The organism is Velazquezella soli (assembly GCF_977018685.1).
This window is the reverse complement of sequence record NZ_CDRNXF010000005.1, coordinates 177,672-196,201: the sequence shown is the minus strand read 5'-3', so window position 1 is coordinate 196,201 and position 18,530 is coordinate 177,672. Positions and strand designations below refer to the sequence as shown.

Sequence of the window (18,530 nt, the reverse complement as noted above, 5' to 3'; positions counted from 1 at the left end):
CAAAGATTGGAATGCTCATTCTTCCGGCCGGTGGACATTCCGGCCGCAGTTGATCGGGATCACACTCTTCGGTTCGTCTCTATCGATGCACGCTTTCTCCCGTCAAATTCTTCCTGTCCGATCTCCTACCGCACAACAGTGAAAACCGAGGCTTCCTCGCTCTTGCCTTTGACGAGGATGCGGCCGAGCTCCCTCACACCGCTCGTGTCGGCCAGGCTGGCCGCCGTCCCTGCCCCGATCAATAGGGAGACGCCGAGGTTCTTGGACTCCCCCTCGAGACGTGCTGCCAGATTGACGGCATCGCCGAGCGCGGAATAGTCAAAGCGCCGGGTCGAACCCATGTTGCCCACGACGCAATCACCCGTGTTGATGCCGATGCCGATACGCAGCTCGTGATGCGTTCGACCGGCGATCTCCGCCTCACGCGCGAGCTCGGCGTTCAGGCTCTCCATTGAAGCGAGCATTGAGAGCGCGGCTGAAACCGCGTGATCGGCATGGTGGGGATCGTCGAGCGGCGCATTCCAGAATGCCATCAGGCAGTCGCCGATATATTTGTCGATCGTTCCCCCATGGGAGAGCACGATATCCGACAGCGGCGTCAACAGCCGGTTTATCAGCTCGGTGAGGTGTTGAGGGTCATCCTTTAGCTGCTCGGCGATTGTCGTGAACCCGCGGACATCGCAGAAAAGGACGCTCAGCTTCTTCTTCTCGCCGCCAAGCTTCAAACGGGTCGGATCGCTGGCCAATTGAGAAACAAGGTCAGGCGATAGGTACTGAGCGAACGCTTGCGTGATTTGGCGACGGCCCGCCCGCTCCTTCGCGTAATCGAGCCCCGCCTGCGCAGCGCTCATGCTGAGCATCGCCAAAGCGGGTGAGACCGGAGACACAAACACCCTCCCGAACCGCAACGCCGCGTAAGCTCCACCCAGCATCACGACAAGCGCGACACTGTTGTACAACACGGTTTTCCAACCCGTATCCTTGCGGACCAGCAGCGCCCCGATGACGACCGCACCAAACAGCAGAAGTTGACGCAGTGCCTGGTCAGCTTCTGTAACGGAAGATCCCAGTCTTATGTTGTCGACGATCGTCGCCTGGATTTCAGCGCCGGCCGTCAGGTGACCGGTGTGGACGGTGTAGGGTGTTGCATAAGCGTCCGCTCCGCCCTTCTCCACCGTCGCTGCGGTTTGAAGGCTTAGACCGACCAGAACGATCCTATCCTTGAAAAACCCTTCGGGCAGGAACCGCTCCGGCTCGAGCGCCTGGTAATAGGAAACTGTCGGGTATGTGCGGGCTGGCCCGTAAACCTGAAGCAGTTTGTTCGGCACTCCCACGGAAATTTCGAAACCTGCAGCAGTCGCAACCGTGGCGGCGAAGCCATCGTCGTAGGGTGGCAGACGACGCAGAACGCCGTCGCGATCAAGCGTAATCGAGGCAATGCCCGTCAAAGCATAGGCGTCACTGAACATTTGCAGCGGCAGAACCCGCACAAACTGATCCGCCTGCGCGGACGTCACAAGCGTTTCGTCACCGGCGAGCACGACGTCTGGTCCAAGCGCTGCGGCAAGGGCGGCGTCGTCTTCAGGATTGGACGGCTCCGCGAAGATGATGTCCATGCCGATCGTCCTGGCACCGGCCGCGCGCAACGCCGTGATCAGTCTTGCATGCAGGCCTCGTGGCCACGGCCACTGGCTCTGGATTTCGGCGAGAGAGGGTTCGTCGATCGCAACGACGATCGGGCTGTCCGAGGCAAGCGGCAAAGGGTTCAGGGTCGATAGATAGTCGAACGCACGGTTGTCGAGCAGCGACCAAGCTGGAAGCTGAGCGATCAACGTCAATGCGACGTAGATTATCAGTGACAGCGCCGTGAGCTTTAGCTGCCGAGACCCGAGCATGGGCCCGCCGCGGGCATTCGACCGACTACCTGACATCTAGAAACGAACCTTCAACGTACCCTTGAAGGATCTTCCCCATGCAGGAACGCCGGCGTCGACTTCGAACTCTTCGTCGAGCAGATTGAAAGCCTCCAGTATCAGCGCCATCCGCTTGTCGAGAGGCTCCCAGGTCAGCTTGCTGTCGAGCGTCCAGTAGTCACCAAGGCCAGTCCCGGCACTGCCTATCCGCTCGCCAATGTAGTTGGCGGCCAGCGAAACCTGGACATTGGCCGGATTGACATAGGTGAGCGCCAGCTGGCCCGCCCATTCCGGGATGAACGGCAAGGATGAGCCTGCGGGCAGGCTACCGCCTTTTTCTTCCGAATCCGCGTAGGCGATCGTGGACGAGAGACCGAAGCCGTGCCCTAAGAGAAGATTGCCTGTCAGACTCGCCCTATCGATGCGCCCCTCGCTGGTGGTGAAGGGAACGGCTGTCAGTGGAACTGCGATCTGCATGTCGCGCACGTCCTGGTGCTGGAACTCCGCAGCCGTGAAGAACCTGTCTGTCCACTCGGCATCCCACCGAAGTGCGACCGTATCGGCACGTCCTTCCGGTGCAACGTCGAAAGCATTCGGCTGCAGGCCGACGACAGAAACCGGCGACAGCGTCGGCGTCGACAGATCCGTGCTGCTGCGCATCACGGCAGCGCGGAGCCACTGTCCCTCGGCAGGTGACCAGGCAAGGCCGAGACGCGGCTCTAGGCGAACACCGTCAGATGCGTCGTTGCTGAGGTAGTTACCGAATACGGCGTACTCAGCCTTCAAGTTTGACTGGATCTCGTGGAGCAGATCGACATAAACGCTTGCGACGCTCGTGCGATCCGAGCTGCTGACGGTCCTAGCACCCCCGTTAAGAAGGTCTTCTAACGTCTGTGACTGGGATTCGGAGATCCAGCCTCCTTCAACACCATAGCGCCAGGTCAGATCACCCGCATTGAACGTATGGCTGGCTGCGGCAATATAAGCATTTTCTTCAAACTCATCGCTTTCCCGCGCGAATGGAAGGGTCGGGAACGGAGGTCCAAAGTCGATCTCGCTGTACCGGGTGTCATTGCGCCTCGTCCCGCTGTACAGAATGGCCGCGTTCATGACATTCTCGTAGGCGAATGTGTGGCTCCAGCCTAAGCCGCCGTTGCGGCTTCTCCCGACGATCTCATTCCTCACAAGGGGGAAGGCTCCAGAGCTTGTCACCTCTTGGTCGAAGGTGCTCTTGGCGTCGTTGTAATAGAGAACGATGCGGTCGTAATAGGTCGGACTGGTGGTCAGGAAGACATTGCCGCCGAGCACCTCCAGCTCTGTTCCGATATCCGTGATCAAGCCGGCGTCGCGGGCGTCGAGTGATTTCTGCCATTCGAAATTGGCGTAGTAGCTCGTTGGGTTCGGGAAGTTCGTATAGCCCTGAATCTCTGCCTCGCCCGTCCCACCGGTGCCTCCGCCCGCCGCAGTGAAGCCACCTCCGACAGACGCTTCGAAGAACGGCCGGGTGAGAATATCAAACCCGCGACTGGGAGACGAGATCAGTGTCGGCTCCAGCAGGAGCCCCTGAAGCGTTGATGAAAAAAATTGCCCGTTCGGAGCATTGTTGATGACATCCTCACCATAGAGGTAGCTGTTCGCGAATGGGTTGACGCTGCCACGGATGCTTTCATCGATATAGGCAGCACCGGAAAATGGATCGAAGACGGCATCGCTGTAGAATTCGCCCCAGGCGTTCAGGCCTTGAAAGCGGAACGCACTGTTGAGAATCGAACCCGCCTGCTGGTTTGCGCCAAGCGACGTGTACTCACCGCCGCGCGCTCGCGCACGCAGGACGTAGTCTCGCGCATGTTGGATCGCACCCGGGGCATCATACTCCGAAATGGCCACCGAGGCCCGAACCGCCGAGATGACGGGATCGTTGTTATCCAGTCTATCGGCATTGTCGATCGCCTGTTCTGCAGCGACACGGTCGCCTTTCTGGTAGTAGGCCGCGCCAAGGACAATTTGCCCCTGGGCATCCGCCGGATTGGAAACAGTGCCTGCGAGCAGGTCTTCGACCGCCTTGTCGGGCTCGCCTGTCTGGAGATAGTAGCGACCTCTCGCAATCAGAACCTGATCCAGCGCCGGATCCGCAGCCATGGCGAGATCGATCTCGCGCTTCGCCTCCTTCACCCGGTTTGTGTCCAGATAGAAGATCGCCAGATTCGAGTGCGATATAGGATCGATCGGATCCAACTCGATCGCCTTTCGAAGCGCTGCCTCTGCCTCTCGATTGGCACCTCTGGTCGAGTGGATGTCGGCGATCGCATTCCAGGTGGTGCTGCTTCCAGGCGTTACCTTCAGAACCTCGTACAGATCTGCGAGCGCTCCGTCGTTATCGCCCTGGAACCCTGCCTTGAAATGAGATCGCGCCTCCAGCGCAGTGGGCTCATGCGGATCGAGAGACAGTGAGCGGTTTATCGCCTCCTCCGCCTGCTTGCGGTCATTCAACAACAGTGCGATCCAGCCGCGATAGGCCGGAAGCGAGGGGTCGGAAGGGTACTGTCGCTCCGCTTCGCGAAGAGCCTCGATCGACGCGTTCAGGTCCTTCAGGAAACCGACCGCATAGGCCCGCAGAAATGCGGCTTCCGGTCCTCCATTGCTCGGTGGCAGCGGCTCGACACGGCTCGGATCTGCCAGCGACCGTGCATAATAGCCACCCCAAAGCGCGATCGCTCTCCTGCGCGGATCGAGGCGGTGAGAAACCTGCGCGAAAAGGGCCGCCGCTTCACCGTATCGCGCTTGGTTGGCTGCGATGATGGCCTTGATCAGGATCAGCCGGTCCCGTTGGGTTGATGATAACTGCGTGCGCTCCAGCACACCAAGCATCTCCATTGTCTTTGCCGGGCCTTCAAGCGACAACTGCGCTTCCGCCAGATCGACCAAGTCGGCGGTCGAACGTTTCTCAGGTGGAATCGCCAGAATCCGATCGGCATTTCGGCGCATGTCTGCAAATGGGACCGCTGCTGGCGGCATACGCTCGAACGCTTCTCGCGGCGGAAGGTAGAACAGCATTTGTTCGCGGTCATCGGAGTCGACGATAACCACCTTGCGCGGCGCCTGACCCAAGGTGGCTGCTGCCGCCTCGCCCGCACGCACGTCGACCATGCCTTGTGGATTGGCGAGTTGCACGATCCCGTCGAGAACCGTCAGCGACGTGTCGTTGCCGCTGACCGTCATGGTCCAGTCGGTCCCTCGAATCGCGGCAGCCGCTGCGGCCGTCTGGACCTGTACGCCGGGCCCTTCGCGCTCGGCCCGGGCCCAGATCGTTCCTGACTGAAGCTGCAACACCGTGTCGGAACTCGTCCCGCTGGTGATCTGCTTCACGACCATCGAGGTGTTGCGGCCGAGCCTGACCTGGGTACGGTCCGAGAAAACGATGGCGAGCTGGCCGACCTCGTTCGTGCGCAGGATATCGCCGCTCATCAGGTCTTGTTTGAGATCGACGGACTGCCAGTCGGACACGTCAATAAAGCGGACTTCCTCGCCGGTCTTACGTGCGATGACGGCCCCAGCTGCAGTACCTGAGCGCGGAACAGGCTCCGCACCCGCAGGCTCAAGTGCAGCCGACAACAGAACAGCCGTCGTCAGCGACAGCACTGTTGCTGCTTTAAAAAGTTTCACTCTACAATCCGGCATCCCCCGCCGCTCCAACCTTAAGCAACCAAGTGTCGTAGTCGCCCTAGCAAGACTATTGAATAGCCGCCAGAGTCTTATTAGAGAGGATACTTTGTAAGCGGAGAATTTTCACGTGAGTGACTTTGATAGCGCACCTACGGAGATGCTTGACCTGACCATGGCGAGCGGTGAGGTGACGGAGGAGTACATAAACCACATCCGAAAAATCAACGACGTCTTCTATGACCAGATCAAGATAGCCGACCAAAAGGCCGCCTATATCTTCACGTTCATGCTGGCTTTCTTGATCTCTTCTGCGGAAGGGCGAAGTGTGTTCGACTGGGCGCTCTATGCAAAGGCAGACATTCCGGAGGCATTGCTTCGCGCGATACTGGCCTGCGCGTCAGTCTTTTCAATCATTTGCGCAATCCTGGTTGTCCTCCCCCGCAACATCCCCCGCTCGACGTCTCTCTTCTGGGGCACCTGGCCGCATCATCGCCCGCTGTTCGAGCTCGCTGCGGCGAACCGCGATGTCTCTTACCTGTTCAACGAATATCTCGATAACGCCGACATCCTGTCGCTGATCTCGCGCCGTAAGTACAAGTGCGTGTCGTTCGCCTTCCGCGGACTGGTCCTGACGGTCCTCGCCTATGTCATTCTCCTGCTGGCGACGCAGAACATCCGCTAATCACGCCATCTTGAGGCGATGAGCAGTACTCAACCCCGGTCCTGTTCATCGTCACATCGGCACGGCTGCGGCACCCACCAAGCGACCGCGGGCTCGGTCTTTCGAAAGAGGTCGATCCCTTCCGTTTTTGACGTCGATTTGGATCAGGTGTGATCGCCGCTATGCCACATCGTGTTTGTATCGATCTCGGACCGATGCGAGGGGAATTCTTCTCCGCGGTAGCTGATCAGCAGCTTGAACAGGTCGCTGCGCAGCCTTTTGCGGGGTTCGAGACGGTGCTCGATCTGCCGCGTCAATGCGGCCTGCATGACCGATAAAGCTTCGACGGAGGTTCCTTCGGCGATGATGACAACATTGACCGTATCAGGGTCGGTCGCTTCATCCTGCTCGAAAACCTCGTACACCTGGTTGGGCTCGGCGAGTACGACCTGGAAGCCCGTTATGCGGGTCTGGATCATCAGCTGGCGCAGAATTTCTTCCATTGTCGGTATCGATGCATGGGCCTTTCCGCTTTCGACAGAATAGGCCTGCACGAGTGTTGCGCCTCCGATACCGCTTCCAGCTTTCACAGCGATCTCGCCCGGGATCCGCAGCACGCTCGAAAAATGCTGCCGCATTTTCTGAGACCAGGGCGTCGGATTTCGCACAAGATCGAGATAGGACGGCTGCTCGATCACCGCGAGACTTTCAAGCTCGTAGAGGGTGAAATAGCTCTCTTTTCCGGCTGCCGAAACGTATCGACGGGCGGCACGCATGCCGGGGACCGTGAGGCGCTCGGGCACGTGCTCGAATGTGTGCCAGGCCTCGTATTCTTCGGCCATGGTGGCGGGGTAATCGTTCCAGAGCGCTAGAATGGCGGGGCTCATCAGGGCTCTCCCATGCGCAGGACGACCTTAGACGCGACCCGATCCTGCGCGGCCTGGAAACCCGTTAGCGCGTCCGACAGTGGGAGCGTGTGCGAAATCAGCTGTCGCATCAGCGGCTGATTGGCGTCAAGAAAGGCAATGACGCCGTCCCAGTCGGCAGCAGGTGCCCGGTAGGAGCCGCGGATCTGCTGATGCATGCGCACGACGGATGTGAGGTCAATTTCGGCTGGCCGAGGGTGGATGCCGACAACGGTGAAGATCCCGCGCTTCTTGAGATACGGGAGCGTGGCGCTGACGAGCGCGGGTACGCCGGCCGCCTCGATGATCGCGTCGAACGGCGCAAGGTCCGCCAGGGCGCTCGCCATGTCTGTCTTCGCCGTATCGATCAGTTGCTCGAAACCGGCCGCGCGGAGTGCATCCAGCCGCGGCCCGTCATCGCGGCCGATCACTACGACCTTGGCACCATTCGCCCGTGCCATGATGGCGATGCCCTGTCCGATGAAACCCGGACCGATCACCAGAATGGTTTGCCCCGACTGGACCTCCGCAGTCGCGACCGCCTCGGCGCAGACGGTCATCGGTTCTGTCAAAGCCGCAACATCCATGTCGAGACTGTCGGGAAGGACGTGGCAGTTATCGTAGGGCACGCACACGAACCCTGCGAATGCGCCGTTGCGGCCAATGCCGATCCCTTTGCGCGCCGTGCAATTGTCTTCGTCGCCGCGAAGGCAGGCATCGCAACGGCCGCAGGTGGTAGAGGGTCTTGCGGTCACGCGGGTGCCGATAATCGTTTCCGACAAAGCCTCCCCTACCCGTTCGATCGTGCCCGCAAACTCGTGGCCAAGGGTGACGGGCATGGCGCGCTCCATCGACTCGTAGCCCGGCGTCCACTCCGCGATGTGCAGGTCTGTTCCGCAGATGCCGGCCGAATGGACACGGACCAGAACGTCGCGCGGAGCAAGAGCTTCCGGCACGCCGATCTCGCGAAACTCCACGCCTTTGGCGGGCCGGACCTTTTGCAATGCCAGCATGGTGTCGTTCCCTTCGATAATATTTAGGTGTTTAGCCGCGCCAGCTCAGAAAGCGCTTTTCTACCTGCCCGATTACAAAATTCACGAGCAGTCCCATGACCGAGAGGATGGTGACGCCGGCAAAGAGCTTTTCCAGGTCGTAGAGCGAGCCGGCCTCAAGGATGTAAGAGCCGACGCCGTATTGCGCACCGAGCATCTCTGCGGCAACGAGAAGAATGATCGCGATCGAAATCGAGACGCGCAGACCCGAAAGGATGGCCGGGAATGCCCCGGGCAGGACGATCTTGCGGACGATCGACCACCAATTCAGCCCGAAGCTCTGGCCCATGCGGATCAGCGTGCGATCGACGTTGTCGACGGCTCCATAGGTGGCAACCACGGTTGGCGTAAACGTGCCAAAAGCGATCAGTGCGTATTTCGACATTTCGTCGATGCCGAACCAGATGACGAACAGAGGCAGGAGCGCGATCTTGGGGATCGGAAACAGCGCGGCGACAAGCGGGACCAGTCCGGCGCGGACATAACTGAAAAGACCGATCAGCACGCCGACCGCTATGCCGACGCTGATGCCCATGAACGCACCGACGAAAAGCCGCTGCAGTGAAGGCAGAAGATGCTTCCACAGCAGACCCGTCTGCCAAAGCTGAACAAAGGTATCGAGGACCGCCGAGGGCCGTGGCAGCGTCAGGTTCGAGATGAACCCGCTACGGGTGCCGATTTCGGCGAGCGCGATCAGAACGACAAAGACCGCAATGCCGACGCCCTGCACCGGGATCGGTGCGAAGCCGCCACCGCGGAACGATACGGTCGATATCTTTCCTGTTTCACCCCTGCTTGATGTCTCTACAGGGCTGGAAAACGTTGTGACGTCAGACATTGACCAACTCCTTGTCGGCCGCCATGGCCTCTTCGCGCATCAGGTCCCAGAGCTGCTTCTGTTTTTCTTCCAATACGGGATCGCCGAGATGCCGATCTGACAGTGGAATGTCGATATCGACGATCTCGCGGATCCGGCCTGGTCGGCGGGACAAGACGACGACGCGGTGCCCGAGCCGGACCGCTTCGTTGAGATTGTGGGTTACATAAACCGAGGTGAACGGCTGGCGCGTCCAGAGCGAGATCAGGTCATCCATCAGCAGTTCGCGGGTCTGGCTGTCGAGGGCCGACAGCGGTTCGTCCATCAGCATGACTGCGGGATGGACCGCCAGCGCCCGGCTGATTGCCACGCGCTGGCGCATGCCGCCCGACAGTTGCTTGGGAAGGGCTTTGCGGAATTCGGAAAGGCGGGTGCGATCGAGAACATCCGTCACGATTTCGTCCATCTGACGTCCGCTCAGCCCATGGTCCTCGAGGACCAACCGGATATTGCCCTCGACCGTGCGCCAGGGTAGCAGAGCGAAATGCTGGAAGACGTATGTTAGCGGGTTGAGCGAATCCGCCGGCGGATTGCCGACCTGCAGCACGTTGCCGGAAGTCGGCCGCTCCAGGCCACCCAGGAACCGAAGCAGGGTCGACTTGCCGCAGCCCGACGGTCCGATCAGGCAGATGATCTGCCCTTGCGGAATGTCGAGCGAAATATCCTTCAAAACCTCGACGGCTCCATAGGAGTGGCTGATGTTGTTGAGCTTCAGATCCATGGGTACTCCAGGCAGGCCGCAGTGCTGCCGCGGGTTCGACCGGTCAGATAGTCTTGACGTAGGACGTATCGAACAGCTGCTCGTTGGTGATCGCGTCCTTGACCATGCCTTCGGACTTGAACCATTCGAGCTGTTCGACACAGCTTCCAAGCGACAATGCGAGGCCCTCGTTGACGCGCATGGCGCCTTCGATCAGGTTCTGCTTGGCCGTTTCGAATGGGCTGTCGCTTTCCACATATTTGTGGACGATCTTGGCCAGGGCGTCGCGCTCGGCGTCATCTGCCTTGTTGTCGACGAAGGCAGCGTTGTAGTCGGCGATCGCCCGCGAATAGGCCTTGACGAAAGACGCTGTCATGTCGCGCTCGTTGGCGGCGTTTTTGGTCGAGGTAAAGGCGGTCGTCACCTGGTAATCCGGTGCGTAGTCCGACACGAGGCCGATTTGCTTGGCAGCGCCTTCGCGGATCATCTTCTTGGCGACATTCGGCTGAATGGCCCAGGCATCGATCTGGCCCGTGGTCAGGGCGCCGACGATTGCGCCAAGCTTCTGCAGCGGACGCAGCTGGATGTCGGACAGCTTGATGTTGTTGGCTGTGGCAATCTTGTGCGCCATGAAATGGAAGGAGGATCCGGCCGTTGTGATGCCGAAACTCTTGCCGGACAGTTTCGAAGGGTCGGTGAGACCGGCCTCATAAGCCTTGTTCGACGCCAGGATGATCGCGCCGGTAACGCCCTTCTGTTCGGTCAGCGCGCCGCCGATAACCTTGATGGCGTCCTTTTGCGCGAGGCTGATCAGGCCACCGCTCATCGCGGTAACGCCGAAGTCGGCATCACCTGAAGCGATTGACACGGCCATCGGCTGCGCTGCCTCGAAGAACTTCAGTTCGATGTCCAGCCCTGCGTCCTTGTAGTAACCGCGTTCGAAGGCAATGAAGCTCGGTGCGTGGCTGGCAAGGTGAAGCACGGCGAGGTTACGGGTTGCAGCCCGTGCAGGCAGACCAAAAGCCGCAGCGCTGCCGAGTGCACCCATGCCGATGAGTGCCTGACGGCGATTCATTTGAAACTTCATGATTATCCTCCTCCAAGGACGGCGTTGCGTTACGCCAGTGCCCCTCATTGCCACTCACCGCACCAGAAGACAACAAACAATGATTATGTCTCCCATGCCTTCAGAGCATGTTATCCGGCCTCTCAGGGCAGCGGCGGCAGGGCTGACAGTCGTGCGGCGAGGATCTCGATCAGTTTGCGCAGGTTGGCAGAGTGCGAGCGGCGGCGGTTCCACAGGACGGATATCGAGAACTGGGGTGCGTTGTGGATCGGCCGGATGACAAGATTGCTGCCAACCGGGCCGAGGGTCGTGACGTAGTCGACAAGGACGATACCCATAGCTTCGTTCGCCAGCGCCAAGGCAGTGTCGGAAAAGCGCGCAACGGCACGGGTGTTGACCTTCAGCTTCTCGCGGCTGAGGAAACGATCAACGATTGTCTGATGGGCACCCCCGGCGGCAAAGCTGATGAAATCCACGTCGGCAAGATCCGCTGCATGGATGACGGGACGGGCCGCAAGGCTATGGCTCTTGGGAATGACGGCGACCAGATCGACGCGCCCGACATGTTCCCTTTCGATCAGCGGATGGTCCAGCGATGCAATCGTCACCACCGCTTCACCGCGGCCGGTAATCAGATATTCCTCGATCTGGTCGACCGGCAGCACGTCGAAGAACAACTCGATACCCGGCACTTCGACGGAGAGCGTCCGCAGCGCCTGCGGAACCAGCGCCCGCGCCACGCTGGCCGTCGAGCCGACCCGAAACACGGCGGTTTCGCCGCGCGCGATACGGCCGATCTGCGTTCCAACACCGGTCAGCTGGCGGATCAACGGATCGATTTCCGCGTATATTTCCAGCGCCTCGGACGTCGGCACCAGCCCGTTACGATCACGGGCGAAAAGCGCGATTCCAAGCAGGTCCTCAATCCGGCGGATCGTGCGGCTGAGCGCCGGTTGCGATATGGTGAGAACCTTGGAGGCGCCGGTGATCGAACGCGCCTGCATTACCGCATGGAAAACCTCCATCTGGCGCAGGCTCAGCAATCCGTCGGTGGTGGCCGGCACCCTGTGCTGGTCGTCGTCGTTCTCAGCGGGCATCGGTGATTTTCCCAAGGAAGGCCAGCAACCTCTCGATCATCTGGTCAGCCGCCGTTTCGGGCAGCAGATGTCCGCCTGGAAGACCCTCGCATTCTACCGAGACCGCCCAGTCAGCCCAGATGTCGAGCGGCGTGCGTCCGCCACCGTAGAGCCGGCCTTGTTCGGAAAGCACCAGCACCGGCGCCTGTATCTTTCGACCGGAGTTGCGATCGGCAAGGTCGTCTGCCTCGTCCACCGACGCGCCAGCCCTGTAGTCTTCGCACATCGCATGACGGACCTCGTCACTGTCGAAGGCCATCCGGTAGTCTTCCAGCGCCGCAGGATCGATCAGGCGGATGTCGCCGGCCATCTTGGCGAGCGTCAAGTCGATAAGAAAACGCGGATCGGCCGCCATCAGCGTTTCAGGCAGCGGTGCGGGTTGCGCCAGCATGAACCAGTGCCAGGCGCCAAGCCCGAAAGCCTTGCCTGCCCCTTCCCACATTTCCGGCGTCGGCACGACGGTGACGGAAACCAGTGCGCGCACCTCCTCCTCGAAATCGAGCGCGAGCCGATAGGCAACCCTTCCGCCGCGATCGTGGCCGACGACGACGAAGCGGTCGTGCCCAAGGGCTCGCATCATCTCGTGCAGGCTCTTCGCCATCCGGCGCTTGGACCCCATATCCATGAGCGTCCCGGTGACCCGGCTATCGCCGTAACCCGGCAGGTCGGGCACGACCACGGAATAGGAAGCAGCGAGCACGGGCGCGATCCGGTGCCAGGCCGAACGGGTTTCCGGATAGCCGTGCAGCAGCAGGATGGCAGGGCCGGAGCCTGAGGTGAGGACGGCGAAATCGACATCAGCCGTCTGGACGCGACGGTCCTTGAACCCCGGGAACAGGGCGTTTGCCGGTCTACTCATCGGTTTTTGCTCCTGCTTGCGTGTTTGTCACAGCTGCCGCGATTTCTCGGAGCGCGGTTATTAGGCTGTCGACGCCGTTCTGTCTTGGACGACGGTCGCAGACGTGAACATAGGCGGAAACGCTGGCGCTGTTTTCAATCGGTATTGCCACGAGCCCGTGCACATCGCAGTCGATTGCCGAAAAGGCATCGAGAACGCTGATGCCGATACGTTCGGCGACGAAGGCGAGAGCGGCGTCGACAAAATGGACGTAGACCGCCGTTTTGCGCGTCTCGCCCCAGCGCTGATAGGTCTGATCGATCAGAAGACCGTGCGTCGTGGTTGCGCCAAACGAAATCAGTTGCTCGTCGCCAAGATCCGCTGGCCTGACGGACCGTCTACCTGCCAGCGGATGGCCAGCAGGCACCACGCAGACCAGGCCAGCGGTAGCGATCGGGACAGTCTGGATAACCGGATCGTTAACCTCCGCGATCGTCGCGACGCAGGCCCCCTGGCCGAAGAGGAGGTAGTCCCGCACATCGCGCTGCGACAGGGAATCGCTGTAAAAAGTGCCGGCCGTCCCTTGCTGCTGCAAGCGTTTCAGCGCCTTCGGGATCAACCGGGCGCCAAGGCTTGGCGTGGAGCCGAAGCGGAAGGTGGACGCGTCGCCCCGGGCAATCGAGTAGATGACATCGGACAGTATTTCCGACTGCTGGTGGACATGCTCGACCTCGGCAAGAATGAGTTCGGCCTCCTGTGTCGGGACCAGCCGGCCGGAGATGCGGGCAAACAGCGCGATGCCGAGCTGGTCCTCCAGACGCTTGATCGCGGTCGACAGGCTGGGCTGAGAAACGCCGAGATGTCTTGCGGCAACCGTCAGCGAACCCGTCGCCATGATCGTCCGAAAAATCTCAATCTGCCGTTCCTTGAGCTTGGGGTTCGGCATCCGCCACGGGTCTCCGTCCTATAAATCCGGGTTATACCCTGGTTCGGAAACTGTATTGGCGTCAATACCCGCGGCCGCCTATCGTCGCCTTTATGCTCGCAACCGCAGTGAGCATCATCGATTGAGAACCATAGGATGAGCATTATGCGTGGTGGTCGATATGATGTCGTGGTGGTCGGAGGCGGTGCAGCCGGCATGAGTGCGGCGGTGGCCGCATCCCGGTTTGGCGCACGAGTTCTGCTCGTCGAGCGGTACGGATTTCTCGGCGGCGCAGCCGCAAATTCTCTGGTTCTCGCCTATTGCGGCTTCTTCCAGAAAGGCCCCGAACCGGTCTTTGCCGTGCGCGGCATAGGTGCGGATCTCTTGCACACCCTCCGCACGCTCGGCCAGGAGGTCGCGCCGATCAGGTCGAGCAGCGGCAACTGGATCGTCATGCTGGATCCGGAGGCAATCAAGTTCAGCTTCGACCAGATGACCGACGCTGCCGGTATCGACGTTTTGCTGCACTCTCGCGTGACAGCCGTCGCAACCGGCTCGGACGGTCTGACCGCAATCACCGTGACTGACCACGCCGGTTGCTACGAGATCACTGCCGCCGCATTCGTCGATGCCAGTGGCGAGGCAGCGCTCGCATCGCTCGCCGGGTTCGAAATGACAGTCAACAGCATGGCAGGCGACAAGGTTCAGCCGGCCTCCATGCCGGTTCGCATCGGCGGAGTAGCGCCAGGGGTTTCATTCGACCGGGCGCGGATGGCCGACCTGATTGCAAGGCACAACGAGAGCGGCGATACGCAAATCCACCGTGCAGACGGGGGCGTTATGCTGCGGCTTCCGACATCGAACGACTACTGGTGGATGACGATCGACCTCGACACGGACGGTTTGAGCGGCGCAAGTCTTGGATCAGCGGAACGCCAGGCACGACGAGAAGCGTGGCGAAACCTTCAGTTGCTGCGGCAGCTACCGGGCTTTGAAACAGCCTTCATCGCAGCGACCGGACCGCAGATCGGCATCCGCGAAACGCGCCGGCCACGGTCGCGCGACGATCTGACCGGCGCGGCCCTGGCAAAAGGCGAGCGGCGCGAAGACGGTATCGGCCGCGCGGCCTGGCCGATGGAAGTTCACGAGGCGCCTGGAAAAGTTCGTTTCGCCGATCTTGGGGGAGAAGGATTTGCAGACATCCCGATGGGATCGATCGAGGCTGCCGGAGCATCCAATCTTTTCCTCGCGGGCCGCGTCGCCGGGGCCGATCAGGCAGCCTACGGTTCGCTGCGGGTGATGGGAACCGCTTTCGCAACAGGGCATGCAGCCGGCATTGCCGCAGCATTGCGCGCCTCGAGCACCACAGTTTCGGCCGACGACGTGCGGGCAGCGCTTACGCTCCAGGGCGCGTTGATTTGAAATCCTGCAGGTTCACTGGCGGCCGGAAATCTTCGGGGCAACAATGACTTTGATCACCGCAGTGCCGGGGCCGCGTTGAGTTCAACACGGCCACGGCGTTTATCGTCGCGGAAACAGGAACCGTTTTACCCGCGAGCGCAAAGATCAGGGCTTGCAGGTCTGTACAGCGCCGGGGAGCGTGCACCAGTCGGCATACCAGGTGTCGAACAGCGTCAGCTGGGCTTCCACATAGCCGCGCTGGCTGTCGCTGAGCACGTCCGTTTCGATGAAGTTCAGCGCATATTCTGCGTCGCCCTTCAGGACCATCATGTGCTTGAAGTAGAGAACCAGATCCGGGCCTTCATCGAAGGAGGAAAGCACGCCGAGCGCTTCTTCCAGTTCCTTGGCGCGCAAGCGTGCATCCGCGTTACCCGTGGCCGCGGCTTTCGCGAGGTTGCACAGATGCAGCACTTCCCTGGGAAGAACGTTGCCGATGCCTGTAATGGCGCCGGTTGCGCCGCAATTGACGTAGCCGTGGTAGACGGCCGTATCGACGCCGATCATCAAAGACACGCCGTCATCGCGGCTGGTAATGGTTTCGGCCGCATAGCGCATGTCCGCCGGACCGCCGAATTCCTTGAAACCAACGAGGTTCGGGTGCTCGGCGCGAAGCGCGAAAAACAGATCGGCGCGCGTGGCAAAGCCGTAATAGGGGCTGTTGTAGATGACCGCTGGCAGGTTCGGTGCCGCGGACAGGATTGCCTTGAAATGTGCCTTCTGGGCAGCGATCACGGAGCCGCGCGACAGAACACGCGGGATGACCATGAGACCATTTGCGCCGACCTTCTGGGCGTGTGCGGCAAGCGCGACGGCAGATGCGGAGTTGATCGCGCCAGTGCCGACAATCACGGGGATGCCAGCCTCAACCAGGCGCGAGACGCCTTCCATGCGCTGCGCATCTGTGAGCAGGGGCCAGTCGCCCATGGATCCGCAATAGACCACTGCCGACATGCCCGTTTCGATCAACTGCTGTGCCTTACGGACCAGCGCGTCAAAATCCGGCATGCGGTCTGCGGTGCACGGTGTCATCAGCGCCGGAACGACGCCCGAAAATATGCTTGCAGTCACGGAAAGCTCCTTCGTTTCGGCGCACAGAAACGCGCCCCTGTCCCTATCGACGAGCAGCATAGCGTCTTCTTCAATCTTGTCGACAAGAAAAATACAAAGACCTACAGGAGGATGTCGAGCCTGTCATGGCGGGTCAGCAACCGCTCGATCTGGGCTTCGATCTGCTCACTGTGAGCACGGCCGAGCCTGTCCGCGGCCTCGACGTCTCGCGCTTCGATCGCCGCGATGATTTCCTCGTGTTCGTCCACAAAGCGGGATGGCAGCCGATCATCATAGGATTGGTAGTAGAGACGCAGCATTCTCCGCCCTTCGCCCAGCAGACGCTCGAAGAAGCGCGCATAGTATTCATTGCGGCCAGCCGCAGCGATCGCCGCGTGAAAGTCCGCATTGGTTGCGATCATGGCCAAGGCGTCCTGGGCTTCGACAGCCGCTTTGAATTCTGCCTGATGAGCTCGAATGCTGTCGAGGTCACCTGCCTTGTGGTGCTGCGCGGCGAGCCGCGTCGTGACCCGGTACATCAGACCCAGCGCATCGAAATAGGCGTGCATGCCGAGAAAGTCGATGTTCGACACCATGGTCGACCGGTTCGGCAGGGTCTCGATCAGCCCCTCTCCGGCAAGCCGCACCAGAGCTTCACGAATCGGCGTGCGCGACATGCCGAACCGCGTTGCCAGTTGCACTTCGTCGATCGCACTTCCAGGGGCGAGGCGAAGATCAAGGATTTCATCCCGCAAGAGGTCATAGACCTGCCTCGCGCCGGACCCCCTCTTGCGCTCCAGCGCATGATTTTGATTGCTGTCGTCCATGCCGGCACCCACAAAGTTTTTATCTGTCATTCATGCACTACTGCATCCTCTCCTCGTCGTCAGCCCGTCCGGCAATTCGAACGAAAGTCTTGACGACCGTCGCCAGCAGCATATTCACGCCAAACGCTACCGCTACGCCAACTGCGCACGCTCAAAGATCTCACCCCTCGCGTAGGCCCCGCCCGCCGAACAGCGCTTTCAGGAAAGTCCCAGCATGAGTGCCCCTGCCTACATATCGTTCGAACAGTCGCTTGCCGGTTTTGACAATATTGCTGCCGCGGTTCCGCCGATCTCGAAGGAGGAACTGAACGCGCGCATAGCCAAGCTGCAGGGGCTGATGCGCGACGGAGGCGTCAAGGCGGTCTATCTCGATACATCGACGAGCCTCACCTATTTTACCGCCATGACGCTTGGGGCGAGCGAACGCATGCATGGTGCGATCATCCCTTCGAGCGGCGCTCCGATCTATATCAGCCCCGCCTTCGAGGAGCCGAAGACCCAGACCCTGATCACGATCCCCGGCGAGATCGCGGTCTGGGAGGAGCATGAGGATCCGGCCCGCTTGGTCGCAGACCTGATCTGCAGCCTTGCCGCGGACGGCGACATTCTGGCCTTCGATCCGGCGACGCCGTTCGCATTTTCCAGCACGATCACCACGCATCTCGGAGACCGCCTGACGGTTACCGGCGCCAAGGACTTGATTGCCCAGTGCCGGCAGATCAAGTCGGCGAACGAGATCGCGATCATCCAGGCCGCGATGACCGCGAGCCTTCGTGTTCACAAGGCCGTCTGGGAAGGTCTCTACGAGGGCGTGAAGACAACGGAAGTCACCGATTTCATTGCCGCTGCGCATGCCAAGCTCGGCATGAAACACATCTTTGCCGCCGCGCAGTTCGGCGAAGCGACCGCCTATCCGCACGGCGTTCCCTATGCGCAGACGCTGAAGGCGGGCGACATGGTGCTGATCGATCTCGGCGCGCATATCCACCGCTACTGCTCTGATATCACCCGCACCTACGTCTTCGGAGAGCCGACGGAACGGCAGCGCGAGATCTGGTCGCTCGAACAGAAAGCCCATCGCGCCGCCTTTGACGCGGCAAAGATCGGGATCGCCTGCGAAGAGGTTGATTTTGCCGCCCGCAAGGTGCTGACCGATGCCGGCTACGGTCCCGACTATCAGGTTCCCGGCCTGCCGCACCGGACCGGACACGGGCTCGGCATGGATATGCACGAAGACCCCTACATCGTTCGCGGCAACAAGACACCTCTTGCTCCAGGCATGGTGTTTTCCGACGAACCGATGCTGGCACTCTACGGCGAATGCGGCGTCCGCCTGGAAGACATCATCTACATGACCGAAGAGGGGCCCGCCTTCTTCACGCAGCCGTCGTCCTCTCTCGAGCGGCCGTTTGATTGACGAGGCGAGTCTATCCGAGGGCGTGAGCCGGGGCCGGCGTCA

General features: G+C 60.7%; 15 protein-coding genes. 3 read left to right on the top strand and 12 right to left on the bottom strand.

Annotated features, from left to right (window positions below):
* Positions 1-125: 125 nt before the first annotated feature.
* Complete coding sequence (locus AC0JZ8_RS21385; protein WP_471893500.1) at positions 126-1,895, bottom strand: CHASE2 domain-containing protein; 1,770 nt, start codon at positions 1,893-1,895, stop codon at positions 126-128.
* Between the two features lie 36 nt (positions 1,896-1,931).
* Positions 1,932-5,576, bottom strand: a complete 3,645-nt coding sequence (locus AC0JZ8_RS21380) for a FecR domain-containing protein (protein ID WP_471893499.1) — start codon at positions 5,574-5,576, stop codon at positions 1,932-1,934.
* 127 nt (positions 5,577-5,703) lie between these two features.
* Here AC0JZ8_RS21380 and AC0JZ8_RS21375 point away from each other — a divergent pair, with 127 nt between their 5' ends.
* The gene (locus AC0JZ8_RS21375; RefSeq protein WP_062459905.1) at positions 5,704-6,258 is read left to right on the top strand and encodes a Pycsar system effector family protein; all 555 of its coding nucleotides are present in this window, start codon (positions 5,704-5,706) and stop codon (positions 6,256-6,258) included.
* Positions 6,259-6,401: 143 nt separating this feature from the next.
* Here the strand turns inward: AC0JZ8_RS21375 and AC0JZ8_RS21370 are convergent, their stop codons facing one another.
* The 8 genes from AC0JZ8_RS21370 to AC0JZ8_RS21335 form a co-directional block, all read right to left on the bottom strand.
* Entirely contained in the window at positions 6,402-7,124 is a 723-nt protein-coding gene (locus AC0JZ8_RS21370) for a hypothetical protein (protein WP_471893498.1), read from the bottom strand.
* Complete coding sequence (locus tag AC0JZ8_RS21365) at positions 7,124-8,155, bottom strand: zinc-dependent alcohol dehydrogenase (RefSeq protein WP_471893497.1); 1,032 nt, start codon at positions 8,153-8,155, stop codon at positions 7,124-7,126. The genes AC0JZ8_RS21370 and AC0JZ8_RS21365 overlap by 1 nt, the downstream gene beginning before the upstream one ends.
* A 31-nt stretch (positions 8,156-8,186) precedes the next feature.
* Positions 8,187-9,032 carry an ABC transporter permease gene (locus AC0JZ8_RS21360; protein ID WP_062459911.1) on the bottom strand — a complete coding sequence of 282 codons (846 nt, stop codon included), beginning with the start codon at positions 9,030-9,032 and terminating at the stop codon, positions 8,187-8,189.
* Positions 9,025-9,792: an ABC transporter ATP-binding protein gene (locus AC0JZ8_RS21355; RefSeq protein WP_192078396.1), complete on the bottom strand. Its 768-nt coding sequence runs from the start codon at positions 9,790-9,792 to the stop codon at positions 9,025-9,027. Before AC0JZ8_RS21355 ends, AC0JZ8_RS21360 begins: the two co-directional genes overlap by 8 nt.
* A 43-nt stretch (positions 9,793-9,835) precedes the next feature.
* On the bottom strand, positions 9,836-10,858 hold the full coding sequence (locus AC0JZ8_RS21350) for an ABC transporter substrate-binding protein (RefSeq protein ID WP_062459915.1): 1,023 nt from the start codon (positions 10,856-10,858) through the stop codon (positions 9,836-9,838).
* Between the two features lie 122 nt (positions 10,859-10,980).
* Entirely contained in the window at positions 10,981-11,934 is a 954-nt protein-coding gene (locus AC0JZ8_RS21345; protein WP_471893496.1) for a LysR family transcriptional regulator, read from the bottom strand.
* Positions 11,924-12,832, bottom strand: coding sequence for an alpha/beta fold hydrolase (locus AC0JZ8_RS21340; protein WP_062459919.1), 909 nt, complete (start codon positions 12,830-12,832; stop codon positions 11,924-11,926). The genes AC0JZ8_RS21345 and AC0JZ8_RS21340 overlap by 11 nt, the downstream gene beginning before the upstream one ends.
* Positions 12,825-13,757, bottom strand: a complete 933-nt coding sequence (locus AC0JZ8_RS21335) for a LysR substrate-binding domain-containing protein (protein ID WP_471893495.1) — start codon at positions 13,755-13,757, stop codon at positions 12,825-12,827. Before AC0JZ8_RS21335 ends, AC0JZ8_RS21340 begins: the two co-directional genes overlap by 8 nt.
* Before the next feature lie 144 nt (positions 13,758-13,901).
* On the opposite strand from AC0JZ8_RS21335, the gene AC0JZ8_RS21330 reads away from it, so the two are divergent.
* Positions 13,902-15,158, top strand: coding sequence for an FAD-dependent oxidoreductase (locus AC0JZ8_RS21330; protein ID WP_471893494.1), 1,257 nt, complete (start codon positions 13,902-13,904; stop codon positions 15,156-15,158).
* A gap of 144 nt (positions 15,159-15,302) precedes the next feature.
* On the opposite strand, the gene AC0JZ8_RS21325 is transcribed toward AC0JZ8_RS21330, so the two are convergent.
* Together AC0JZ8_RS21325 and AC0JZ8_RS21320 are read right to left on the bottom strand one after the other, a co-directional pair.
* The gene (locus tag AC0JZ8_RS21325) at positions 15,303-16,265 is read right to left on the bottom strand and encodes a dihydrodipicolinate synthase family protein (RefSeq protein ID WP_471893493.1); all 963 of its coding nucleotides are present in this window, start codon (positions 16,263-16,265) and stop codon (positions 15,303-15,305) included.
* Positions 16,266-16,366: 101 nt separating this feature from the next.
* On the bottom strand, positions 16,367-17,071 hold the full coding sequence (locus AC0JZ8_RS21320; RefSeq protein WP_192078562.1) for a GntR family transcriptional regulator: 705 nt from the start codon (positions 17,069-17,071) through the stop codon (positions 16,367-16,369).
* A gap of 214 nt (positions 17,072-17,285) precedes the next feature.
* Between AC0JZ8_RS21320 and AC0JZ8_RS21315 the strand changes: the two genes are divergently transcribed.
* Entirely contained in the window at positions 17,286-18,488 is a 1,203-nt protein-coding gene (locus tag AC0JZ8_RS21315; RefSeq protein WP_192087391.1) for a M24 family metallopeptidase, read from the top strand.
* Positions 18,489-18,530 lie beyond the last annotated feature (42 nt).